This is a genomic window from Amycolatopsis sp. MEPSY49, assembly GCF_051337345.1.
Classification (GTDB): domain Bacteria; phylum Actinomycetota; class Actinomycetes; order Mycobacteriales; family Pseudonocardiaceae; genus Amycolatopsis.
Genome location: NZ_JBDLYJ010000001.1, coordinates 1,406,140 through 1,428,002, shown reverse-complemented (window position 1 = coordinate 1,428,002; position 21,863 = coordinate 1,406,140). Strand labels below are relative to the sequence as shown.

24 protein-coding genes are annotated in these 21,863 nt (G+C 69.7%); 16 read left to right on the top strand and 8 right to left on the bottom strand.

The genetic code is table 11. The features are described 5' to 3' along the window. The first annotated feature begins 51 nt into the window (after positions 1-51). Together ABFJ78_RS07130 and ABFJ78_RS07125 are read left to right on the top strand one after the other, a co-directional pair. Complete coding sequence (locus ABFJ78_RS07130) at positions 52-651, top strand: TetR/AcrR family transcriptional regulator (RefSeq protein ID WP_436384974.1); 600 nt, start codon at positions 52-54, stop codon at positions 649-651. Then, positions 648-1,616, top strand: a complete 969-nt coding sequence (locus ABFJ78_RS07125; RefSeq protein WP_436384973.1) for a R2-like ligand-binding oxidase — start codon at positions 648-650, stop codon at positions 1,614-1,616. Before ABFJ78_RS07130 ends, ABFJ78_RS07125 begins: the two co-directional genes overlap by 4 nt. A 127-nt stretch (positions 1,617-1,743) precedes the next feature. Here the strand turns inward: ABFJ78_RS07125 and ABFJ78_RS07120 are convergent, their stop codons facing one another. After that, entirely contained in the window at positions 1,744-3,402 is a 1,659-nt protein-coding gene (locus ABFJ78_RS07120; protein ID WP_436384972.1) for an AMP-binding protein, read from the bottom strand. 129 nt (positions 3,403-3,531) lie between these two features. On the opposite strand from ABFJ78_RS07120, the gene ABFJ78_RS07115 reads away from it, so the two are divergent. The 11 genes from ABFJ78_RS07115 (at position 3,532) to ABFJ78_RS07065 (ending at position 12,012) form a co-directional block, all read left to right on the top strand. Beyond that, positions 3,532-5,154, top strand: coding sequence for an AAA family ATPase (locus ABFJ78_RS07115; RefSeq protein WP_436384971.1), 1,623 nt, complete (start codon positions 3,532-3,534; stop codon positions 5,152-5,154). Then, a complete protein-coding gene (locus ABFJ78_RS07110; protein WP_436384970.1) occupies positions 5,151-5,366 on the top strand; it encodes a DUF2997 domain-containing protein in 216 nt (71 codons plus the stop codon). Before ABFJ78_RS07115 ends, ABFJ78_RS07110 begins: the two co-directional genes overlap by 4 nt. Continuing rightward, entirely contained in the window at positions 5,354-5,929 is a 576-nt protein-coding gene (locus ABFJ78_RS07105; protein ID WP_436384969.1) for a 4Fe-4S single cluster domain-containing protein, read from the top strand. Before ABFJ78_RS07110 ends, ABFJ78_RS07105 begins: the two co-directional genes overlap by 13 nt. Beyond that, positions 5,926-6,363: a hypothetical protein gene (locus ABFJ78_RS07100; RefSeq protein WP_436384967.1), complete on the top strand. Its 438-nt coding sequence runs from the start codon at positions 5,926-5,928 to the stop codon at positions 6,361-6,363. The genes ABFJ78_RS07105 and ABFJ78_RS07100 overlap by 4 nt, the downstream gene beginning before the upstream one ends. Next, positions 6,360-7,562 (top strand): hypothetical protein, encoded by a 1,203-nt coding sequence (locus ABFJ78_RS07095; RefSeq protein WP_436384964.1) that lies wholly within the window; start codon positions 6,360-6,362, stop codon positions 7,560-7,562. Before ABFJ78_RS07100 ends, ABFJ78_RS07095 begins: the two co-directional genes overlap by 4 nt. Positions 7,563-7,595: 33 nt before the next feature. Beyond that, a complete protein-coding gene (locus tag ABFJ78_RS07090) occupies positions 7,596-8,285 on the top strand; it encodes an ESX secretion-associated protein EspG (RefSeq protein WP_436384962.1) in 690 nt (229 codons plus the stop codon). Positions 8,286-8,329: 44 nt separating this feature from the next. Then, a complete protein-coding gene (locus ABFJ78_RS07085) occupies positions 8,330-8,851 on the top strand; it encodes a hypothetical protein (RefSeq protein ID WP_436384959.1) in 522 nt (173 codons plus the stop codon). Then, positions 8,851-9,402, top strand: coding sequence for a hypothetical protein (locus ABFJ78_RS07080; protein WP_436384957.1), 552 nt, complete (start codon positions 8,851-8,853; stop codon positions 9,400-9,402). The genes ABFJ78_RS07085 and ABFJ78_RS07080 overlap by 1 nt, the downstream gene beginning before the upstream one ends. A 14-nt stretch (positions 9,403-9,416) precedes the next feature. Beyond that, positions 9,417-10,826 (top strand): hypothetical protein, encoded by a 1,410-nt coding sequence (locus ABFJ78_RS07075; RefSeq protein WP_436384956.1) that lies wholly within the window; start codon positions 9,417-9,419, stop codon positions 10,824-10,826. 65 nt (positions 10,827-10,891) lie between these two features. After that, on the top strand, positions 10,892-11,638 hold the full coding sequence (locus ABFJ78_RS07070; protein WP_436384954.1) for a PhzF family phenazine biosynthesis protein: 747 nt from the start codon (positions 10,892-10,894) through the stop codon (positions 11,636-11,638). Continuing rightward, a complete protein-coding gene (locus ABFJ78_RS07065) occupies positions 11,638-12,012 on the top strand; it encodes a YccF domain-containing protein (RefSeq protein WP_436384953.1) in 375 nt (124 codons plus the stop codon). Before ABFJ78_RS07070 ends, ABFJ78_RS07065 begins: the two co-directional genes overlap by 1 nt. On the opposite strand, the gene ABFJ78_RS07060 is transcribed toward ABFJ78_RS07065, so the two are convergent. Together ABFJ78_RS07060 and ABFJ78_RS07055 are read right to left on the bottom strand one after the other, a co-directional pair. Continuing rightward, entirely contained in the window at positions 12,013-12,813 is an 801-nt protein-coding gene (locus ABFJ78_RS07060) for a metallophosphoesterase (protein WP_436384951.1), read from the bottom strand. A 37-nt stretch (positions 12,814-12,850) separates the two neighbouring features. Further along, on the bottom strand, positions 12,851-13,645 hold the full coding sequence (locus tag ABFJ78_RS07055; RefSeq protein ID WP_372670279.1) for an HAD-IIA family hydrolase: 795 nt from the start codon (positions 13,643-13,645) through the stop codon (positions 12,851-12,853). Positions 13,646-13,837: 192 nt separating this feature from the next. Between ABFJ78_RS07055 and ABFJ78_RS07050 the strand changes: the two genes are divergently transcribed. Continuing rightward, on the top strand, positions 13,838-15,610 hold the full coding sequence (locus ABFJ78_RS07050; protein ID WP_436384949.1) for a multicopper oxidase family protein: 1,773 nt from the start codon (positions 13,838-13,840) through the stop codon (positions 15,608-15,610). A gap of 11 nt (positions 15,611-15,621) precedes the next feature. Here ABFJ78_RS07050 and ABFJ78_RS07045 read toward each other — a convergent pair whose 3' ends face one another. Genes ABFJ78_RS07045 through ABFJ78_RS07025 form a run of 5 tightly spaced genes read right to left on the bottom strand, consistent with a single transcriptional unit; the run spans position 15,622 to position 19,235 of the window. Further along, entirely contained in the window at positions 15,622-16,689 is a 1,068-nt protein-coding gene (locus ABFJ78_RS07045) for a sulfate/molybdate ABC transporter ATP-binding protein (RefSeq protein WP_436384947.1), read from the bottom strand. Continuing rightward, positions 16,686-17,453, bottom strand: coding sequence for an ABC transporter permease (locus tag ABFJ78_RS07040; protein ID WP_436384945.1), 768 nt, complete (start codon positions 17,451-17,453; stop codon positions 16,686-16,688). Before ABFJ78_RS07040 ends, ABFJ78_RS07045 begins: the two co-directional genes overlap by 4 nt. A 58-nt stretch (positions 17,454-17,511) precedes the next feature. Further along, a complete protein-coding gene (modA, locus tag ABFJ78_RS07035; RefSeq protein WP_436384943.1) occupies positions 17,512-18,321 on the bottom strand; it encodes a molybdate ABC transporter substrate-binding protein in 810 nt (269 codons plus the stop codon). Continuing rightward, positions 18,318-18,722, bottom strand: a complete 405-nt coding sequence (locus ABFJ78_RS07030) for a TOBE domain-containing protein (protein ID WP_364452110.1) — start codon at positions 18,720-18,722, stop codon at positions 18,318-18,320. The genes modA and ABFJ78_RS07030 overlap by 4 nt, the downstream gene beginning before the upstream one ends. A gap of 33 nt (positions 18,723-18,755) precedes the next feature. Continuing rightward, positions 18,756-19,235: a MarR family winged helix-turn-helix transcriptional regulator gene (locus ABFJ78_RS07025; protein WP_436384941.1), complete on the bottom strand. Its 480-nt coding sequence runs from the start codon at positions 19,233-19,235 to the stop codon at positions 18,756-18,758. 151 nt (positions 19,236-19,386) lie between these two features. On the opposite strand from ABFJ78_RS07025, the gene moaA reads away from it, so the two are divergent. Both moaA and ABFJ78_RS07015 read left to right on the top strand, forming a co-directional pair. Further along, positions 19,387-20,394, top strand: coding sequence for a GTP 3',8-cyclase MoaA (moaA, locus tag ABFJ78_RS07020; RefSeq protein ID WP_436384940.1), 1,008 nt, complete (start codon positions 19,387-19,389; stop codon positions 20,392-20,394). A gap of 1 nt (position 20,395) precedes the next feature. Next, positions 20,396-20,656: a MoaD/ThiS family protein gene (locus ABFJ78_RS07015; protein ID WP_436384938.1), complete on the top strand. Its 261-nt coding sequence runs from the start codon at positions 20,396-20,398 to the stop codon at positions 20,654-20,656. Positions 20,657-21,863: the final 1,207 nt, after the last annotated feature.

Below are 21,863 nucleotides of genomic sequence, written 5' to 3'. Positions count from 1 at the left end.
CGATCAAGTACAGCGTCTTGACAGCGGCCCCATCTGTGTCAAGGTGAGGGTGTGACCAGCTTCACTGACCGGACGAAGGCGTCCCTGCGGGAAGCGCTCCTCGACGCCGCGGCCGACCTGCTGCCGGACCGCGGGCACGCGGGCCTGCGGATGGCCGACGTCGCGGCGAAAGCCGGCGTGAGCAGGCAGACCGTCTACAACGAGTTCGGCAACAAGGCGGCGCTGACCCAGGCGGTGGCGCTGCGGACCGCGGCGGAGTTCCTCGACGGGATCCGGCAGCGGTTCGAAACGGCGGACGGGCTGCTCGCGGGCATCCACCACGCCGTCGTCTACACGATCGAGCACGCGCGGGAGAACCGCCTGGTCGCGGCGGCGCTCGGCACCGAAGCGGGCGAGGACCTGCTGCCGCTGCTCACGAGCCGCGGCGAGCCGATCCTCACCGCGGCGGCGGACCTCGCCGCCGAGCAGTACCGCGAGTTCGAACCGGGGCTCTCGGCCGAAGCCGCCGCCCTGCTCGCGGAGACCGTCGTGCGGCTTTCCCTGTCGCACCTGGTGCTCCCGACGCACTCGGCGACGGAGGCGGCCGACGCCGTCACCGCGGTCGTGGAACCCGCCATCCGCCAATTCGTCCACAATGGAGTGAAACGATGACCGACACGCTGTCCGAACTGCGGACCGGTTTCTCCTCGCTGCGCAAGGGCGGGCTGAACTGGGACTCGTTCCCGCTGCGCCTGTTCGTCAAGGGCAACAAGAAGTTCTGGAACCCGGCCGACATCGACTTCAGCCGTGAGCGCGAGGGCTGGGACACGCTCAACGACGAGCAGAAGCGGTCGACGACGTACCTCGTCGCGCAGTTCATCGCCGGCGAAGAGGCCGTCACCGAGGACATCCAGCCGTTCATGCGGGCGATGTCGGCGACCGGCCGCTTCGGCGACGAGATGTACCTGACGCAGTTCTGCTTCGAGGAAGCCAAGCACACGGAAGTGTTCCGCCGCTGGATGGACGCGGTCGGGCTGACCGAGGACCTCCACCCGTTCGTGGCGGAGAACCCGCACTACCGCAAGCTGTTCTACGAAGAACTACCGCAGTCGCTGCGGGCGCTGGAGGACGATCCCAGCCCGCTCAACCAGATCCGCGCGAGCGTGACGTACAACCACGTGATCGAGGGCAGCCTCGCGCTGACGGGGTACTACTCGTGGCAGCTGATCTGCACCCAGCACGACATCCTGCCGGGCATGCAGGAACTGGTCCGCCGCATCGGCGACGACGAGCGCCGCCACATGGCGTGGGGGACGTTCACCTGCCGCCGCCACGTCGCCGCGGACGACTCGCTGTGGGACGCGGTCCAGCAGCGGATGGGCGAGCTGCTGCCGCACGCGCTGAACATGATCCAGTGGGTGCAGGACCAGTTCGAGGAACTGCCGTTCGACAACGACCCGCAGGAGATCATCCAGTACGCGGCGGACCGCGCCCAGCGCCGACTGGGCGCGATCGAGTCGGCGCGCGGGATGCCGGTGGAGCAGATCGACCTGGACTACTCGCCGGAGCACCTGGAGGACACGTTCGGCGAGGAAGACGCGAAGGCGATCGCCGAGGCGGCCGCTGCGGTTTCCTGAGGCGTTGCGGGGCACCATCGCGGAGGTGCCCCGCAACGTGCGTTCACCAGTCCCAGCTGAGGATGATCATCACTCGCCCTCCCTTCGCGAAGTCGCGAAGGGACAACGCCCGGACGTCCCGCGCGGTTTAGGCGTGCTTGGTCGACGCCGCCTTCTCCAGGCCCAGCAGGCTGATCGACTTCTCGCGCATCTCGACCTTGCGGACCTTGCCCGTCACCGTCATCGGGAACTCCTCGACGACGTGCACGTACCGCGGGACCTTGTAGCGCGCCAGCTTGCCTTCGCAGAACTCGCGCACCTTCTCCGCGGTCAACGGCTCCGCGCCTTCGCGCATCCGGATCCAGGCCATCAGCTCTTCGCCGTACTTCTCGTCCGGGACGCCGATGACCTGCGCGTCGAGGATGTCCGGGTGCGTGTAGAGGAACTCCTCGATCTCGCGCGGGTACAGGTTTTCGCCGCCGCGGATGACCATGTCCTTGATGCGGCCGGTGATGTTGAGGTAGCCGTCGCCGTCCATGATCGCCAGGTCGCCCGTGTGCATCCAGCGCGCCTTGTCGATCGCTTCCGCCGTCTTGTCCGGCTGCTCCCAGTACCCGAGCATCACCGAATAACCGCGCGTGCACAGCTCGCCCGGCTCGCCGCGCGGCACCGTCAGGCCGGTCTCCGGATCGACGACCTTGACCTCCAGGTGCGGCCCGACGCGCCCGACGGTCGACACGCGGCGCTCGATCGAGTCGTCCGCGCGGGTCTGCGTCGACACCGGCGACGTCTCGGTCATGCCGTAGCAGATCGACACCTCGCCCATGCCCATCCGGTCGATGACCTGCTTCATCACCTCGACCGGGCACGGCGAGCCGGCCATGATGCCGGTGCGCAGCGACGACAGGTCGAAGCTCGCGAAGTCCGGGTGGTTCAGCTCGGCGATGAACATCGTCGGCACGCCGTAGAGCGACGTGCACTGCTCGGCCGACACCGCTTCGAGCGTCGCTTTCGGGTCGAACGCCGGCGCCGGGATGACCATGCACGAGCCGTGGCTGGTGCACGCGAGGTTGCCCATCACCATGCCGAAGCAGTGGTAGAAGGGCACCGGGATGCAGACCTTGTCGAACTCCGTGTAGCCGCAGAGCTCGCCGACGAAGTAGCCGTTGTTCAGGATGTTGTGGTGGGACAGCGTGGCGCCCTTGGGGAAGCCGGTGGTCCCGGAGGTGTACTGGATGTTGATCGGGTCGTCGGCCGAGAGGGCGGCCTGCTTTTCGGCGAGGGACGCCGGGTCGCCCCGCCAGCCCGCGTCCATCAGCGCCTGCCAGCTCTCGCCACCCAGGATGACGACGTGTTCGAGCGCGGCGCACTTCTCGCGCACCTCGTCGACCATCGCCGGGTAGTCGGACGTCTTGAACTTGTCGGAGGCGACCAGCAGCCGGATGCCGGCCTGGTTGAGCACGTACTCGAGCTCGTGCGACCGGTAGGCGGGGTTGATGTTGACCAGGATGGCGCCGATCTTGGCCGTGGCGTACTGCAGGAAGGTCCACTCGGCCCGGTTCGGCGACCAGATCCCGACCCGGTCCCCCTTGCCGATGCCCTGCGCGACCAGACCGAGGGCGAGGGCGTTCACCTCGGCGGCGAGCTCGCGGTAGGTCCACCGGCGGCCGGCGGTCCGGTCGACGAGGGCGTCCCGCTCCCCGAACGCGGCGACGGTCCGGTCGAAGTTGTCCCCGATGGTGTCCCCGAGCAGCGGGACCTCGGAGATTCCCGAGGCATAGCTCGGCAGGGCGGGCGCGTCAGGCATGGTGCCTCCCAGTGACGTCTTCGTCGGGCGACCCGAGTCTAGGAAGCGAACCCGCTCGTCGCGACTGCTCGGAGCCGTTCCGTGATGGGAGCGCTGGTAAGGTCCGGACGGACTTCGAGGGGGCGATCGATGGCCGGCCAGGGGTTTCGCGACGAGCTGACCCAGTTGCTGCAGGCGCGCTACCCGCTGCTGGTCGTCGAGACGCACGAAGAGCAGCGAGTGCTTCGGGAGATCCGCGCGGTCGCCGAAGACCAGCAGCGCCTTCGCACCCCACGCCGTGTCTACGTCTGGTCGTCGACCAGCGGGCTCGCCCCCGCCGGCGGCCCGCCCATCAGCGAGACCCGCAGCGCGGCCGCCGCGCTCGAACGGATCTACGGCTGGGGCGAACCCGCCGTCTTCGTCTTCGCCGACCTGCACCCGTCGCTCGTCTCCGAAGGCGGGCACCGGCCCGATCCCGACGTCGTCCGGCGGCTGCGTGAGCTCGCCGCCGCGTTCAAGACGCGTCCCGTGCCGCTCAGCCTCATCCTCGTGTCGCCGTCGCTGCCCGTGCCGCCGGAGCTGGAGCACGACGCCACCGTCGTCGACTTCCCGCTGCCCGACCAGCGCCAGATCGGCGAGCTGCTGGACGGCATGGTCGCCGCGCACCGGCAGAACGTCCGGATCAGCATCGACCGCGACGACCGGGACATGATCGTCGCCGCGGCGCGGGGCCTCACGCTGCCCGAGGCCGAGAACGCGTTCGCCAGGGCGCTCGTCGAAGGCGGCGGGCTCGACCCCAGCGACCTCGAGCTGATCCTCGCCGAGAAGCGCCAGGCCGTCCGCCGGTCCGGGATGCTCGACATCGTCCCCGCCGAAACGAGCTTCGACGCCGTCGGCGGCCTCGACCGGCTCAAGCGGTGGCTCACCAAGCGCACCGGCACCTGGACACCCGCCGCGTCGGCGTACAACCTCGCCGCGCCGAAGGGCCTGCTGCTCACCGGCGTGCCCGGCTGCGGCAAGAGCCTGTCCGCGGTGTGCGTCGCGAACATGTGGCGGCTGCCGCTGCTGCGCCTCGACCTGGGCCGCGTCTTCGCCGGGCTGGTCGGCTCCAGCGAGAAGAACATCCGCACGGTCATCCGCACCGCGGAGGGCATCGCGCCGTGCGTGCTGTGGGTCGACGAGATCGAGAAGGGCCTCGCCGGCGCGGGCGGCGGTGGCGACGGCGGCACCGCGCGGCGCGTCTTCGGCACGTTCTTGTCGTGGATGCAGGAGAAGTCGGCGCCGGTGTTCGTGATGGCCACCGCGAACCAGGTCGACTCGCTGCCGCCGGAGTTCCTCCGCAAGGGCCGCTTCGACGAGATCTTCTTCGTCGACCTGCCCTCGGGTCCCGAGCGCGCCGCGATCTGGCGGATCCACCTGCGCAAGCGCGTCACCGACGCGTTCGTGGCGAGCGAACTCCGCCTCGACGACGCCCTGTTCGCCGAACTCGCCGACGTCAGCGCGGGGTACAGCGGCGCCGAGATCGAGCAGGCCGTGCTGGCCGGCCTGGTCGACGCGTTCGCCGAGAAGCGGCCCCTGCGCCGCGACGACCTCGTGCGCGCGGTGAAGTCGACCGTGCCGCTGTCGGTCACCCAGGCCGACGAGATCCTGGCCATCCGGAACTGGGCGGAGACCCGGGCCGTCGCAGCCACGGACACTTCCGACGACGTCGTCGAGGCTCCCGTCGCCCCACCGCGGCCGGAGTCCCCGAGGGGAAGGACGATCGACGTATGACGCACCGCGTGACCGTCACCATCGGCAAGGACGGCTCGATCAGCGCCGAGACGCACGGCGTGACCGGGTCCAAGTGCCTCGACTACATCCCGCTGCTCGAGGACCTGCTCGGCGCGGAGACCGTGACGTCGGAGTTCACCGAGGACTACCGGCGCACGTCGGCTACCGAAGAGAACACGGCGTCGCAGCAGCAGTCGCAATGGAACTCCTGAACCTCCACCGGATCGTCGACGTCACCGCGGCCGAGGGCCCCGGCCTGAGGTGCGCGGTGTGGACGCAGGGGTGCTCAGTGCGCTGCCCCGGCTGCTTCAACCCGCAGACGTGGACGACCCGCGGCGGCACTCTCCTGCCCTGGCGAGACCTGGTGTCGCGCGTTCTGGACATCGAGGGCATCGAAGGCGTGACGCTGCTCGGCGGCGAGCCGTTCGACCAGCCATCGCCGCTGGGCGAGTTCGCCGCCGCGGTGCGCTCGGCGGGTCTTTCGGTGATGACGTTCACCGGGCACGTCTTGGAGGACCTGCCGCCGTCGAAGCTCCTGGACTCGACGGATCTGCTGGTGGACGGCCCTTTCCTGGCCGAACACCCGGAGCCGTCCCGGCCGTGGGTCGGCTCGGTGAACCAGCGGTTCCACTTCCTCACCGACCGCTACGACGAGTCGATCTTCACCACCCCGAACCGCTTGGAACTGACGATCTCGCCCGAAGGCGCGATCGAGCTGAACGGCTTCGCCACCACCGAAGTACTCGAAGCGCTGCTCGAAAGGGATCCCCGATGAGTGTCACGCTGAAGCTGCGCAGCGAGGCGCTGGCCCAGCTCAACGCCGCGACGATCGCGGCGCACATGCAGGCCGGCGTGGTCACCGTGCGGACCCGGATGCGCCACCGCGACCTCCTCGCCCGCGCGCTCACCGGGTTGCGGGCCCAGGTGACTGACGACGGCAATTCCGTCGTCGCCGCGTGGGAAGGGCGCCGGATCACGTTCGTCTACGGCGCCGAGGGCGTCCAGATGGCGCACGTCGACGGCCCCGGCCTGGCCGAAGCCGAAGCCCAGCGGCTGGTGCTGTCGGTCGACGAGGCGTACGCGGCGGAGGTGCAGCGCTCGGTGCTCGCGCGGCTGAAGGAGCGCGCGGCGCGGTCCGGCATGGTCATCGAGTCCGAGCGCGTCAACGCCGACCAGTCGATCAGCGTCACCCTGGCCGCCACGTCGTGACCGAGGTCAGGGTCGGGCTGATCGAGTTCGGCAAGGCGCTCAACGACTCGGTCGCCCTCCCCGGCCTCGGGGAACTGCCCGGCGGGCAGGTGAGCATCGGGCGCGCCGTCCGCGGCGCCCGCGCGCGGCTGCTGCGCGGCGACCGGGTCCTGGCCGACAACCTGCGCCTCGGGATCATGGTGCGGAAGAAGTTCTTCTCCAGCGACGTCGAGCCGGTGACCGATGCCGGGTTCCTCAAGGACGTCTTCGTCGCGGTCGGGCGGACCGACCTCGGGAGCGGCGACTCGCTGGAGCTGTACACCGACGACACGGTCGGCCCGGACTTGAGTCAGCCGGACGGTGTCGCCCAGGTCGTCGCGCCGGCCTACGACCAGCTGACCGGGTTCCACGTTCAGCTGGTCGTCCGGGACGGCGTCCTGCGGTTCGGTTCGCTGGTCTCGCTGTCGCGGGGCGGCCAGCCGATGCGCGTGCTCGGGCTGTTCGGTCCCGGACCGGTTTCCGAGCTGCAGGCCGGGCAGCAGGGCACGGTGCTGCTCGGCTTCCAGTGCGACGTGCCGCCGATGGCCGGCGACGCGCTGACCGCGTTCCAGGAGCCGTCGCATGACCACTTGGAGCGGCGCGAGGGCGTCGCCGTCGTGCACGGGCTGAACGACCTGGGAAACGGGTCTGTGGTGGCGGCGGTCGAGGTCCCGGAAGGCCGTGGATCGCTGTTCACGGTCGGCACGCGGGCGCGGGTGCTGCGGCCGATGGGGACGACGTTCAACGAGCGGAGCACGGTCGTGGCGTCGGACCTGCGGATCCTGTCGCTGGCGCGGGGCGGGGTCGCCGTGCGGACGAACGGCGGGACGCGGACGTTCACGGTCGGGCTGGCGTTCCGGGACCTGCGACAGAACGACACGATCGAGGCTTACGTGCCTGCTGACGCCGTCGCGCTGGCGCCGCCGCCTTTGCCCGCTCCGGCGGCTGTGTCGTTGGTGGACGTCAACTCGGCTTCCGGGCCGGAGCTCGCGCGGGTGCTTTCGCCGGAGCAGGTGACGAAGGCATTGGAGCTGCGTCAGCGGCAAGGCGGGTTCCCGGACGTGGAGGCGTTCGGCGTCGCGGTCGGGTTACAGCCGCACGAAATCGTCCGCTTGCGCAAACAGGCGACGGCCGGCCGGGTGACGTTCCGCGAGACGGGCGTGCGGCAGCTCGACATCTGAGCGCGGGGTGGCCGTTCCGCTACGCTCGGGGACGTGCCGGAGGAATTCTCACTGGGCCTGGCTGAGGTCGACACGGCGGTCCGGCGTACCGGTCTCCCGGCGAACTGGCACCCGTTCGAAATCCGCAGCCCAGGCCGGACCTTGCTGGAAAACGAGCGCATCGCGGCCGCGTCGTGGGAGTCGATGCGGGCGCGCGGCCTGGCGGGTCCGGACAAGCTGGACATCGAGGTCGAGCAGACGCTGCGGGCGTGGACCCAGCCGGACGTGCTGATCATCGTCCGCGCGGCGGAGGAGGGCCGCCAGGTGTTCTACCGCGCGGCGATCGGGCACGGGCTGGGGGTGTTCTCGGAGCTGGCGGGCGAGGAGATCGTGTTCGCCCAGACCCGCCCGGACCGGCTGGTCGACCTGGTGGTCGGCATGCTCCCGGCGTACCGCCCGGTCCCGCTGGCCGAGCTGACGTTCATCGAGCCGGGCACCCGCCGCGACGCGGACGCGGCGACGGAGTTTTCGGCGTGGCCCCTGCACCGGTACGGAACGTTCGAGCTGTCGGTCCGTCGTGCTTCTTTGCAGCCGGTCGGGACGGTGACGTTCGTCGACAACGAGGGTGGCCGGTTCCTGATGTTCAGCGAGTCGTTACCGGGCAACGAGACGCGGGTGACGTTCACCCCATCGGATGGTTCTCACCTGCGGACGTGGCTGCTGGAGCGTGGCCGGAACCACTGACGCGGCCGGTTCGTCACTAGTACAGTGCGAGAGGGCCACGCAGTGTGGCGGACGACGGCTGGGAGGGCGTCATGGGCGGTTCGCAGTTCGGCGCACCGGGGTCGTTCACACCCCCACCTGCCGCCGGTGATGCGGGGTCGAACTTCATCTCCGGGTTGCTCAGCGGACAGGTGGACGACCAAGCCGCCCAGCAGGTCGGCGAGGGCGGTCGTCACCTGAAGTCTCTCGCGGAGAACGGCCAGTTCGCGGTCAACGAAGAGGGCTTCCAGGCGTACATCAAAGCCTGTGACTTCTTCATCGACGGCTTCAGCGACATGATCACCAACGTCTACAAACTGGCCAATCCCGCTCAGATGGGCGGCAGCAACTACGCCAAGGCTGTCGCCGACTTCAACGTGCAGGTCGCCAACGGCGACCCGGAGTCGCTGATCCCCAACCTCGAAAAGATGCGAGACGGTGTCGAGCAAGCTCGCGAGGCCATGGTGATCGCGCGCAAGAACTACCGTGAGACCGAGGATGCCCACAGCATGACGTTTGCCAAGTTGAACGAGGGGCTGCGGGAGTAGTGATCGCACGACGAGTTTCAGTCGCGGTCGCGGCCCTGGCGCTGGGTTTCGGCCTCGTCGCCTGCACGAGCGAGGTCGGCGGACAGGCGAACCCGAGTTCGCAGGTTTCCGCTGCGAACAGCACGCCGGCTGATCCAGACGACCCCTTCGAGGGGCTCAGTTCCTGCACGATTCTCGACCAGGCCCTTGCCGGGCAAGGCTTTCCCCAGGCGGAAAAGACGGTCGCGGACCCGGACCACGGCTGTCACGCCAACAAACCCAGGTCCGGCGACACACCGGCCGTCGATGTCGGTCTGTTCCTCCAGGCCGGCGGGAACTACAAGGACAACGTCAACAACCCGGCCAAGGCCAGCGACGGGAAGGTCAACGAGCGCCCGGCGATCGAGGAACAGGAACCCTTGAACGTCAAGGGTCAATGTGCCATCCGGTTCCAGGTTCGGGACTCGCGGGCCCTGCTGTCGCTCACCTTCGGATCGGACACCGCCGGCGCTTGCCAACAGATCGAAAGCCTCGCTCCGAAAGTCGAGCCTCTGCTGCCGAAGAACAACTGATACGGAGTCCAGCCATGAGTCAGCCGCACCGGGCGCAGCACCGCCAGTCCGAGGGTGACTACTACGCGGCCACCGAGCAGAAGCTGCAAGGCCACGGCGCCGACGCAAAAGGGATCACTCAGAAAGCAGCGTCGGACTATTCGGTCGCTCAGGGAAAGCTCCTGCAGGAAGGGCAAACCCTGCGCGGCGGGGCTCCGACGCCTGAGGAAAACTACGCGAACCAGCCACACGAAGTGCTGTACGACATGGTCCACAAGAACATGAACCTCGAGGACCTGAACGACCGCAGCAGGGTGGCGAACGTATACGGCAACTGGCTCGCCGACGCCTCCAACCAGTTCCGCGATGCCGCCACGGCCGCCGGGGGCTCTTGGCAAGGGCCCGCCGCGGACCAGGCGAACACGTTCTTCCAGAGCACAGCCGGGCACACCGAACAAACCGGTAATGCCATGCAGCTCGCGTCGAACCACTACTCCCAGCAATCCGCCGCCGCGCACTACGCCAAGACCAACATGCCCGAGCCCACCGGTTTCGACCAGCAAGCCGAGCTCGACAAGGCCAAGCAGCAGTACAACTCCGGCAACCTCATCGGCATGAGCAGCACCATGGCCGGCATCCAGGCCAAGCAACAGCAAGCCGACGCCGCGCACCAGCAAGCCGTTCAGGTGCTGCAGAACCTTGACGGCACCTACCACGAAACCGCCAGCTCCCAGCCCACCTACGCTCCTCCGCCCCAGCTCGGCGGCGGGAACGACGCCACCTCCGTCTCCGGGTTCCACGGCACCAGCAGCACCAGCTTCACCGGCACCCCCACCATCGGAGGCGGCACCACGGGCATCGGCGGCACCAGCGGCAGCTACGTCCCGGGCGGCACCACCCCACCCGGCGTGACACCGCCCGGCACCACTCCGCCGAACTTCGTGCAGCCGGGCGTCACCAGTGGCACCGGCAACAACTTCACCGGTGGCAACACGAACTTCCGCGCCACTCCCGCCCCCAGTGCCTTCCCGCGCATGACTCCCGACGGCCTCGCCATGCCCGGCACCACCGGCGGCGGCACCACCGCGGGCGGGGACACCGTCCGCGGCAAGTCCGGCGTCGGACGCGCCGGGACCGGGTTCGCCGGCTCTCGCGTCTCCGGAGGCGGCTACACCGGTGGCCCGAAGGAAACCCCCGGTGAAAGCGCCAAAACCGGCGGGAAAGCAGCGGGCGAACGGCTCGAACGCGGGGCCACCGCCGCCGCGGCCGCGAAGGGCAAAGGCTCAACCGCCAACGCCGGGGCCGCGGGCGCTGCCGGGAAGAAGAAGGAAGACGACAAGGAACACAAGAACAAGTACGCCGTCGAGGAGGATGTCTTCGACCTCAAGCCCGAACGCGGGCCCGATGGCGAAAAGATCGTCAAGCCCACCATCGGGGAGACGTAAGGGACAACCCCTGAATCTCCCTGAGAAATGATCAACACGCCGAAGTGGCGGGCTACATTGGGAGCATGCGCTTCTTCGTCGTCGACGCCTTCACCGACCGGGCCTTCGCCGGCAACTCCGCCGGGGTCGTCCTGCTCGACGAGCCTGCCGACCCCGCCTGGATGCAGGCCGTCGCCACCGAAATGAAGCACGCCGAGACGGCCTTCGTGACCACGAACGAAGGCCCGAAGTCGCTCCGGTGGTTCACCCCCGCGGTCGAGGTCGCGCTGTGCGGGCACGCCACCGTCGCCGTCACCCACGTTCTCGGCGGCGAACAGACCTACACCACCAAGAGCGGCGAGCTGCGCGCCAAGGCCGACGGCGGCTGGGTCGAACTGGACTTCCCCTCCGACCCGCCCACCCCGACCGACGACGACCTCTCCGAAATTCTCCCCGGCGTCGACATCGAGTACGTCGGACGCGGCGTCGAGAACCTCTTCGCCGTCCTCAAAGACGCCGAGACGGTCAAAAACCTCGAACCCGACCTCGCCAAGCTCAAGGACACCTGGACCGGACGGCTGCTCGTCACCGCGAAGGGCGACGACTACGTCAGCCGCTTCTTCGCGCCGGGCGTCGGCATCGACGAAGACCCCGTCACCGGCTCGGCGCACTGCATCCTGTCGCCCTATTGGTCCGACAAACTCCGGAAGACCGAACTGACCGGCCACCAGATCTCGCAGCGCGGCGGGGTCGTCCGGACCCGCCAAGACGGCGATCGCGTCCACCTCGCCGGCCAGGCCGTCACCATCGTGAGCGGGGAGCTGCACGTCTGATGCGCACACTGCTGAACATCATCTGGCTCGTCCTGTGCGGCTTCTGGATGGCCCTGGGCTACCTGGTCGCCGGCGTCATCTGCTGCATCCTGATCGTCACCATCCCGTTCGGGCTGGCGTCGTTCCGGATCGCGAACTACGCGCTCTGGCCGTTCGGCCGCACGGTCGTCGACCGCCGTGACGCCGGCGCCGCGTCCTTCGTCGGCAACGTCATCTGGTTCATCTTCGCCGGGCTCTGGCTGGCCATCGGGCACATCTTCACGGGCATCGCCCTGTGCGTCACGATCATCGGCATCCCGCTGGGCGTGGCGAACTTCAAGATGATCCCGGTGTCCCTCATGCCGCTCGGCAAGGAGATCGTCGAGATCCCCTGATCAGGACTCCGGCTCGTACGGCAGCCGCACCACCAGGCACGGCCCGCCGACGAACAAGCCGCCGTCGACGCCCAGCGCCTTCCCGCCCGCGTACAGGAACGGCCCCTCGATCTGCGTCGGGTGGATGCCCAGCTGGTCGGCGATCACGCTGTGGCCGTGCACGATCCGGGTCCCGCCGAGCGCGTCCATCAGCTTCTGCGCGTTCTCCTCGCCGTCCGGGCCGCGGAACGCGTACCGCGTCGTCATCCGGCGCCAGACGTCCCACCACGCCTCGATGTCCGAGCCGGCCAGGATGTCGGCCGCCGCCTCGTTGATCTCCGGGACCGTGGACCCCCAGTCCAGGTACTCCAGCGTGTCCGAGTGCAGCAGCAGGTGGTCGGCCGCCAGTGCCGCGAGCGGACGCTGGGACAGCCACTCGATGTGCTCCGGCGTCAGCCGGTCCTGGTCCGACAGCAGGCCCCCGTTGATCTCCCAGCTGCGGGCGAAGCTGCGCGGCCCGAAGTCGGACGGCACCGGCTCGTCGCCGAAGTGGTACATCCCCAGCGCCAGGATCTCGTGGTTGCCCAGCAGCGTCTGGACCTGGCCGCCCGCCTCGGCTGCCTGCTCTTCGAGCCGCATGACCAGGTCGATCGCGCCGACGCCGTCCGGGCCGCGGTCGACGAAGTCCCCCAGGAACCACAGCTGGTCCTCGGCCCCCGACCAGTTGTCTTCGTCGTCCACCAACCCCTCGGCGCGCAGTGCCTCGACCAGCTCGTCGCGGTGGCCGTGCACGTCGCCGACAACGTACGTGGAGTTGCTCATCCGGTGACGATAAGCCCTTCGCCCGCCCGGCCGGTGGTCAGCCTTCGCCGAACGGGTCCAGGGTCCGCCCGATCAGGTCAGCGACCGAGTCGATCACCAGTGTGGGCCGATACGGATAGCGTTCGGCCGACTCCCGGGTGGATATGCCGGTGAGCACGAGAATCGTCTGCAGGCCGGCCTCGATGCCCGAGTGCACGTCGGTGTCCATCCGGTCGCCGATCATCAGCGTCGACTCCGAATGCGCACCCAATCGGCGCAACGCCGAGCGCATCATCAGCGGGTTCGGCTTGCCGACGTAGTACGGCGAGCGGCCGGTGGCCTTCTCGATCAGCGCCGCGACGGACCCGGTGGCCGGCATCGACCCCTCGACGCTCGGGCCGGTCGCGTCCGGGTTGGTCGCGATGAACTTCGCCCCGCCCTCGATCAGCCGGATGGCGCGCGTGATGGCGCTGAAGCTGTACGTGCGGGTCTCGCCGAGCACGACGTAGTCCGGGTCGCGCTCGGTCAGGACGTAGCCGACCTCGTGCAGCGCCGTCGTGAGGCCCGCTTCGCCGATGACGTACGCCGAGCCGTTCGGCCGCTGCGACGAGAGGAACTTCGCCGTCGCCAGCGCCGAGGTCCAGATCGACTCCTCCGGGATGTCGAGCCCGGTGCGCTCGAGCCGGGCCCGCAGGTCGCGCGGGGTGTAGATCGAGTTGTTGGTCAGCACCAGGAAGTCGATGCCGTTCGACTTCAGCTCGGCGAGGAACTCGTCGGCCCCGGGGACGAGGTGCTCCTCCTTGACGAGGACGCCGTCCATGTCGGAGAGATACGTCCACCGGCGATCGTTCATGCGCGGAACCTATCACGCGCGCGAGACACCTGCGGGCGGGCGCGAAAAGGGTTACAGTGGGAATTGCCGGTACCGCGAGGGGAGTCGCGTTCCCGGTCACCGAGGGGGTTCGGGGGAATACTTTTCGACGTCGGCGGCGCGGGTTGCCGTCGCGCAATTCTTCCTGCCCCCGCACGCGAAGGGGGAGAACAAATGACCGAAATCATCGAGCGCCCGGCCGCGGCCGCGCCGATCGCCGGGCCGAACTGGGGACTCACCAAGTTCCTCGACCCACTGCCGATTCCGCCCGTGTTCCGGGCCCGCAGCCGGGAAATGATCACCATTCCGATGGTTACCAAGCGCCAGCGGCTGCACTCGCAATTGCCCGAAAGTACGTTGTGGACGTACGCGGGCCATTTTCCGGGTCCGACAATCGAAGTGCGCAGCGGCAAGCAGCTGCGGATTTCGTGGTCGAACGAAATCGAGGGGGAGTTCCCGCTGGTCGCCGTTCAGGGCCCGGTGACGGACGGGCCGACGAGCCGCCCGGGCCGCGAGCTGGACCGGCCGGGCTACTCGATCGTCGAGGGCGTCGCCGACCTGCCGGCGTGGACCGTCGTCCACCTGCACGGCGCGCGCACCAACGCGGGCAACGACGGCTGGGCGCACAACGCCGGGCTCAAGGGCACGTCGCAGCTGGCCGAGTACCAGAACCGCCAGCCCGCGATGCCGCTCTGGTACCACGACCACGCCATGGCGATCACGCGCTTCAACGTCCACACCGGCCTGGCCGGGATGTACCTGATCCGCGACGACGAAGAGGACGCGCTCGACCTGCCGCACGGCGACCGCGAGATCCCACTGATCATCACCGACCGGAACCTCGACACCGACCCGGCGACCGGCGCGCTCACCGGGCAGCTGCTGTTCAAGTTCCCGTACGTCCCGAACGGCCCGATGATCCCGTTCTCGGGGCCGTTCAACCTGGTGAACGGCGTGATCTGGCCGCACTTGGACGTCGACGCGAAGTGGTACCGCTTCCGGCTGCTCAACGCGGCCAACTCGCGGTTCTACACGCTGAACCTGGTCGACGAGAACAACAACCCGGTGAACGACGCCGTGCGCCTGATCGGCACCGACGGCGGCCTCCTGCCGGTCCCGACGGAGCTGCCTCGCAACGGCCTGACGGTCGCCCCGGCCGAGCGCTTCGACGTGCTGATCGACTTCAGCCGCTTCAAGGGGCAGAAGCTCAAGCTGCGCAACGCCGACCCGCGGCTCGGCGGGATCGAGCCGGACCTCATGGAGTTCCGGGTGGACGGCCGCGCGAAGCACGACTCCTTCACGCTGCCCGGGAAGGTGTCGCCGTCCTACGTGCGGCTGCAGCACGGCACGACGCTGCCGGAGGACCACGACCACGTCTGGACCGCGCTGCTGCTGAACAAGGACGGCCACCCGGAGATGTGGGACCTCGAGCAGGTCGACGCCGACCCGGGCGGCGAAGGCGTCATCCAGGTGCAGGACCCGTCAGGCGGCCTCAAGACGTTCCGGATGATCGGGCGGCTCTTCGACGACACCACGGGCATCTTCATCGACCACGACCGGTGGGCGGTGTGGAACATCCTGCACGTCGCGAACGGCGGGCCCGCGCACCCGGTCCACATCCACCTGACGGAGTTCCAGGCGCTGTTCCGGCGGGCGTTCACGACGACGTTCGACCAGCCCTCGGAGCGGACGACGGCGCCGATCAGCGGGTTCACCGACGTCCCGCTGGAGAAGTACGAGGAGGGCTGGAAGGACACGATCATCGTGAACCCCGGCCAGTGGGTGAGCGTCGCCGGCCAGTTCGGCGGGGGCACCGGCGAGTTCATGTACCACTGCCACATCCTCGACCACGAGGACGAGGGCATGATGCGGCCGTTCGTCGTGCACCCGCCGGAGGTGGCGAAGTTCCACGTCCACCCGGGCGGCGGCCACCACCACGACGCCTGACCCCGCGTCGGCTAGGAGGCCGCGGCCGGGTGCACCGCCACGGTCGCGGCCTTCACCGACAGCGTCACCGCCGAGCCGGGCTCCAGCGCGAGCTCGGCCACGGCGGCCGGCGTCAGATCGGCGGTCAGGCCGTGCGCCCAGCCGTCGCCCTCGGCGCGCAGGCGGATCACCGGCCCGTGCGGTTCCAGGGCCGCGACGACGGCGTCGGTCGTGTTGCGCGGGCTGCCGTGGTGCTCGCCGTCGTGGGGGTAGACGGCGACGGCGTTCGGCGGGAACACCGCCACCGCGGGCTCCCCCAGCACCAAGTCGGCGGCGGGGATCCCGCTCACCACCTCGTCCGACGACGTCCGCAGCCCGCCGGGAACCGCGGTGCCGGCGACGAGGTTGAGCCCGGCGATCCGCGCGGTGAACGCCGTCCGCGGTGCCGAAAGCACTTCGCGCGTCGGGCCGCGTTCGACGACCCGGCCGCCGTTCATCACCGCGACGTGGTCGGCGAGCGCCAGCGCGTCCAGCGGGTCGTGCGTGACGAGCACGGTCGTCGGCCCCGTCTTGAGCACCCGCCGCAGCAGGCCCCGGATCGCCGGCGCGGCGTCGACGTCGAGCGCCGCGAACGGCTCGTCGAGCAGCAGCAGGTCCGGCTCGGCGGCCAGCGCCCTGGCGATCGCGACGCGCTGGGCCTGGCCGCCGGACAGCTGCCCGGGCCGCCGGTCCGCGAGCGCGACGGCGTCCACTTCGGCCAGCCAGTAGAAGGCCCGCTCCCGCGCGGCGCGACGGCCGGCGCCGGTCGAGCGCGGCGAGAACGCGACGTTGTCGGCCGCGGACAGGTGCGGGAAGAGCAGCGCGTCCTGGGACAGCAGGCCGATCCCCCGCCGGTGCGGCGCGACGCCGGCCAGCGCGCGCCCGGCCACGGTGATCTCCGCCGCCGTCGGCGTGATGAGCCCGGCGAGGCAGCCCAGCACCGTCGACTTGCCCGAGCCGTTCGGGCCGAGCAGCGCCAGCACGGTTCCGGTGGGCACGTCGAGGTCGACGTCCAGCGAGAACGAGCCGCGGACGGCCTCGATCCGGGCGGTCAGGCTCACCGGAGGCCGCCTTCCCACGAGCGCGGCCGCGCGACGGCGATGACGAGGATCGCCACGACGATGAGCAGCAGCGAGAGCGCGACGGCGCTGTCGATGTCCACTTCGGCCTGGGTGTAGACCTCGAGCGGCAGCGTGCGCGTGACGTCTTCGAGGCTGCCGGCGAAGGTGATCGTCGCGCCGAACTCGCCGAGCGCGCGGGCGAAGCTCAGGACGACACCGGAGCCGAGCGCGGGCAGGAGCAGCGGGAGCGTGACGCGCCGGAAGACGGTCCACGGCCGCGCGCCGAGGGTCGCGGCGACCTGCTCGTAGCGGTCGCCGGAGCCGCGCAGCGCGCCTTCGAGGCTGACCACGAGGAACGGCATCGCGACAAACGTCTGCGCAATGACGACCGCGGCCGTGGTGAACGGCACCGACTCCCCGGTCAGCGTGGTGATCAGCATGCCGAGGAAGCCCTTGCGGCCGAGCAGGTAGAGCAGTGCGAGGCCGCCGACGACCGGCGGCAGCACCAGCGGCAGCAGCACGATCGACCGCAGCAGCCGGACCCCGCGGAACCGGGCCCGCGCGAGGACGACGGCCAGCGGCACGCCCAGCAGCACACAGGCCGAAGTGGACAAAGCGGCCGTGATGAGCGACAGCCGCAGCGCGTGCCACGACGACGGCGTGGCGATCAGCGACGGCAGCCGCGTCAGGTCCGAGCGCACCAGCAGCCCGACGACCGGCAGGACGACGAGGGCCAGCGCGAGGGTGGCCGGGATCGCGAGCACCCACGGAACGCGCGAGCGGCCGGCCGGGACGGATCCCGGCCGGCCGCTGGAAACCCGCTTACTGCGCAGGGCCGAACCCGGCCTTCGTCAGCTCATTCTTGCCCTCGGTACCGAGGACGAAGTCGTCGAACTGCTTGGCCAGGGCGCTCTGGCCGCCCTTGACCACGGCGATCGGGTAGTTGTTGATCGCGCCCGACGCCTCGGGGAAGTCGACCTTCTCGACCTTGCCCGCGGCCGAGGTGGCGTCGGTGACGTAGACCAGGCCCGCGTCGGCGTCACCGGAGGCGACCTTGTTCAGCACCTGCTTGACGTCCTGCTCTTCGCTCTTCGGCTTGAGCGTGACGCCGGTGGCGGTCTCGACCTTCTTGGCCGCCGAGCCGCACGGCACCTGCGGCGCGCAGGTGACGACGGTCAGGCCCGCCTTGTTCAGGTCCGCGAAGGACTTGATCCCCTTGGGATTGCCCGGCGCGACCGCGATGGCGAGCTTGTTGGTCGCGAAGACCGTCGGCTGCCCGTCGATCACGCCGCCCTGGACCGCTTTGTCCATGTTGGCCTGGTCGGCCGAGGCGAAGACGTCCGCCTTGGCGCCGTTGGTCAGCTGCTGGACCAGGCCGGACGAGCCCGCGAAGCTGAACTTCACGGTGACGCCGGGGTGCTGGGCCTCGAACTCCTTGCCGAGCGCGGTGAACGACTCGGTGAGGGACGCGGCGGCGAACACGGTGAGCGTGCCGCCGCCGGCGTCGCCGCCGCCCTTCGGCGCGGGCGCGGTGACCGACGACCCGCCGGTCTGCGTGCTGGGCTCGTCCGAGCTGCTGCACGCGCCCGCGAACAGGGCGACAGCGGCCACGGCGAGAGCAAGCTTCTTCATCTACTTCCTTCCGGTGTCTCCACCACGACGGTGGTCGCTTTGACCACCGCGACCGCGAGCACCCCGGGGCGCAGGCCCAGCTCGCGGACGGCTTCCGTACTCATCAGGGACACCACGCGGTGTGCCCCGCACTGCAGTTCCACCTGGGCCATCACCTTGTCGGCGATGACCTCGGTGACCAGCCCGACGAACCGGTTGCGGGCCGAGCGGCCGACGGCGGAGGGGTCCTCGGGGCCGGAGGCCTGGGCCCGGGCGAAGCCCGCGAGCTGGGCGCCGTCGACGACCTTGCGGCCGGCGGCGTCGTCGGTCGCGGTCAGCTGCCCCGCGCGCACCCACCTCCGGACGGTGTCGTCGCTGACGCCGAGCAGGCGCGCGGCCTCGGACAACCGAAATTGCGGCATGGCGCTGACATTATCTCCGCAGTTGAGGAAAAGCTACGCGGGGCGCGAATTGTGCATGACTTCGGCGCGCAGCTGATCGAGGATGACATTCTGATAACGCTCGATCGCTTTCCGCTCGGCCGGGGAGAACTGCGCGAGCGTCTCGCGAAGGGCGTCGAAGGCCGGCTCGAAGAGGGGCGCGAAGCGGTCGGCGGCCCCCGGCACTACCTCGACGAGGACCTTGCGCCGGTCCTCGGGATCGCGCACGCGGCGGACCAGACCGACCTTCTCCAGCCGGTCTATGACGCCGGTCACAGCGCCGGTGGACAGGCCCGTCAGCTCGGCGATCCGGCCCGCGGTCAACGGTCCGCCCGATTGGATGACCAGGTCGAACGTCTTGTGGTCGGTGCCGGACAGGCCCATCCGCTCGGCGATCCGCGCGTGCCGCAGGACGGTGAACGTGCTGCCCGCGCGCCCCAATTCCGCGAAGCGGAAGAGCTCCTCTTCGGTGACCGGGTAGGTCTTTTCCGTCACAGGCCCTCGTTAGTTCGGCAACTGAACCACTCACTCGGCAAAGGATCCTACTTGGCACGACGGGATCGCGCGTTTCGGAGCTACGCTGTGCGTAATGACAGCAGTGGATCTCGGGTTTCCTCGCGTCCCCGGTACACGAGGGTCATCTCGCGTGCCCAGGCCCGAGAACCCGCACCTCATCGACACCTTCGGCCGGGTGGCCACCGATCTGCGGGTTTCCCTGACGGATCGGTGCAACCTGCGCTGCACCTACTGCATGCCCGCGGAGGGCCTCGACTGGATGCCGGGCGAGCAGGTGCTGACCGACGACGAGCTGGTCCGGCTCATGCGGATCGCCGTCGAGCAGCTCGGCGTCACCGACATCCGGCTCACCGGCGGCGAACCGCTGCTGCGGCCGGGCCTCGAGGACATCGTCGGGCGGATCACGGCGTTGTCGCCCCGGCCCCGGTTGTCCATGACCACCAACGGGATCGGGCTCGCTCGCCGCGCGGCGGGCCTCGCCGAGGCGGGGCTGAACCGGATCAACGTCTCGCTCGACACGATCGACCCCAAGACGTTCCTCGAGATCACCCGCCGCGACCGGCTCTCGCACGTGCTGGCCGGCATGGCGGCCGCGCGCGACGCCGGGATGTCGCCGGTGAAGGTCAACGCGGTGCTCATGCGGGGCGTCAACGAGACCGAAGCCGTGCCGCTGCTCAAGTACTGCCTCGCCGAGGGCTACCACCTGCGGTTCATCGAGCAGATGCCGCTGGACGCCCAGCACGGCTGGAACCGCGGCGAGATGATCACGGCGGCGGAGATCCTTTCGATGCTGGAGGCGTCGTTCGAGCTGACGCCGTTCCCGGCGGCGCGGGGTGGCGCACCGGCCGAGCGCTGGCTGGTCGACGGCGGACCGGGCGACGTCGGCGTGATCGCGTCGGTGACCCGCCCGTTCTGCGCGGCGTGCGAGCGCACGCGGCTGACCGCGGACGGCGCGGTGCGGTCGTGCTTGTTCAGCAACGACGAGACGGACTTGCGCTCTCTCGCGCGCGCGGGCGCGCGCGATGAAGAGATTGCCGACGCCTGGCGGGCGACGATGTGGGGCAAGCTCGCGGGACACGAGATCAACGACGCCGGATTCGCCCAGCCGATCCGGCCGATGAGCGCGATCGGCGGCTGAGATGTCGACTCTGACCATCGTGGTGCGGTACTTCGCGTCGGCGCGGGCCGCGGCGGGGGAAGAAGAGGAGAAGGTCCAGCTGCCGGCGGGCGCTTCGGTGGGCGACGCGGTCGCCGAGTTGCGGCGGCTGCACCCGGTGGGGTTGCCGCGGGTTCTCGACGCTGCCAGTTACCTGGTGGACGGGGTTGCGGTGCGGGATCTCGGGCGTGGGCTGCGGGACGGCGCCGAGTTGGACGTGCTGCCGCCCTTCGCGGGCGGCTGAGCCCGGCTTCGACGCCTGTCGGTGCTTGGCTGGCTCCTGGGGGGTCTGCCGACCTGCCGGGCCTCGCTGGCTCCCGAGCCCGGCTGACGGCCGGGCTCTGCTGACTCCTTATCTCTGCCGCTGCCGAGCCCTGCCGACTCCCGAGCCCCGGTGGTCGCCGGGGCTTCGCCATCTTCCGGTCGCTGTTAGCCCCCGGCCTCTACCGGCCGCCGGATCCTGGTAGCCAGCCGAGTTCTCCTGGCTCCCAGCCCCGCCCACCACCGAGCCCGACCAGCCGCCACCTCTGCCAGCCCGCTGGCCCCTGGTAACCAGCCCAGTTCTCCCGCCTCCCAGCCCCGCCCCACCACCGAGCCCAGCCGGCCGCCACCTCTGCCAGCCCCGCTGGATCATGTCGACCACCGCCTTTGCCGGCCGCCGGGTCGCTGGTCGCCGAGCCCTGCCAGACCCTGCCCACTAGCGAGCCCTGCTCAGCTATCGGCGTGTCGCCGTCACTCGACCGGTCAGCGCGCCGGCCCACGCCTTCGCTCTCCCTATAAACAGCCGACCGCTCGCGCGGCGCCGCCGACCGCTCGGCGAACCTCTTCCCGGCTCCGGCGTGGCGCGTCACCAATTCCGGCTGTTCGCGAGAAGCTGATCCCGCTCCGCCACCACGCCTTCCGGTGACACGTTTCGCCTGGTCCGTCGCGGTGCGTCGGCACCGCCGGACCCCCGCACGGAGGCGCACGGTTCCGGCGGTGGCGTCAAACCCCACGAACGGGTGGGACTGTTGTGACTCAAGGGGCACATGAGGCACAGTTGTCAAGTCTGGCGTAGTCCGGCGAGCAGTCATAAGATGCGCGCTTCAATCGCCGATCAGGCGTCGCGAATGGTCCATTCGCTGCGCAAAACACGTGATGCAAGCCTCACGATCCGTGTTTTATCTCGGCCAGGAAACGGGCAGATAACGGCCCGCTGACCTGCGCAAACATCCGCATCGACGGGGGTTGCGTGCCGTTACTGTGACGTAGGTCACGCCCCGAATAATTTCCGATCACGGCCATCGTTACGTACCGTCGCTTTTCGGTTGGCCCCGACCAACCAGCACGACCGGGAATCCGTAGCGCCTAGCCCTGTCCGACGGATCCCCGGACCCATACCCCGAGCGAAAGCATTTCCGGACAGGGACGAGGGGACGAGGAAGACGCGCCGTGCGTCGGACTCGCCCGCC

What these genes read in the sequence shown, in the direction of transcription:
- ABFJ78_RS07060 (WP_436384951.1), bottom strand. Translation starts at nt 12,813, where the DNA reads ATGAGCAACTCCACGTACGTTGTCGGCGACGTGCACGGCCACCGCGAC.
- ABFJ78_RS07125 (WP_436384973.1), top strand. Translation starts at nt 648, where the DNA reads ATGACCGACACGCTGTCCGAACTGCGGACCGGTTTCTCCTCGCTGCGC.
- ABFJ78_RS07015 (WP_436384938.1), top strand. Translation starts at nt 20,396, where the DNA reads ATGTCGACTCTGACCATCGTGGTGCGGTACTTCGCGTCGGCGCGGGCC.
- ABFJ78_RS07065 (WP_436384953.1), top strand. Translation starts at nt 11,638, where the DNA reads ATGCGCACACTGCTGAACATCATCTGGCTCGTCCTGTGCGGCTTCTGG.
- modA (WP_436384943.1), bottom strand. Translation starts at nt 18,321, where the DNA reads ATGAAGAAGCTTGCTCTCGCCGTGGCCGCTGTCGCCCTGTTCGCGGGC.
- ABFJ78_RS07055 (WP_372670279.1), bottom strand. Translation starts at nt 13,645, where the DNA reads ATGAACGATCGCCGGTGGACGTATCTCTCCGACATGGACGGCGTCCTC.
- ABFJ78_RS07030 (WP_364452110.1), bottom strand. Translation starts at nt 18,722, where the DNA reads ATGCCGCAATTTCGGTTGTCCGAGGCCGCGCGCCTGCTCGGCGTCAGC.
- ABFJ78_RS07070 (WP_436384954.1), top strand. Translation starts at nt 10,892, where the DNA reads ATGCGCTTCTTCGTCGTCGACGCCTTCACCGACCGGGCCTTCGCCGGC.
- ABFJ78_RS07100 (WP_436384967.1), top strand. Translation starts at nt 5,926, where the DNA reads ATGAGTGTCACGCTGAAGCTGCGCAGCGAGGCGCTGGCCCAGCTCAAC.
- ABFJ78_RS07115 (WP_436384971.1), top strand. Translation starts at nt 3,532, where the DNA reads ATGGCCGGCCAGGGGTTTCGCGACGAGCTGACCCAGTTGCTGCAGGCG.
- ABFJ78_RS07050 (WP_436384949.1), top strand. Translation starts at nt 13,838, where the DNA reads ATGACCGAAATCATCGAGCGCCCGGCCGCGGCCGCGCCGATCGCCGGG.
- ABFJ78_RS07105 (WP_436384969.1), top strand. Translation starts at nt 5,354, where the DNA reads ATGGAACTCCTGAACCTCCACCGGATCGTCGACGTCACCGCGGCCGAG.
- ABFJ78_RS07075 (WP_436384956.1), top strand. Translation starts at nt 9,417, where the DNA reads ATGAGTCAGCCGCACCGGGCGCAGCACCGCCAGTCCGAGGGTGACTAC.
- ABFJ78_RS07110 (WP_436384970.1), top strand. Translation starts at nt 5,151, where the DNA reads ATGACGCACCGCGTGACCGTCACCATCGGCAAGGACGGCTCGATCAGC.
- ABFJ78_RS07120 (WP_436384972.1), bottom strand. Translation starts at nt 3,402, where the DNA reads ATGCCTGACGCGCCCGCCCTGCCGAGCTATGCCTCGGGAATCTCCGAG.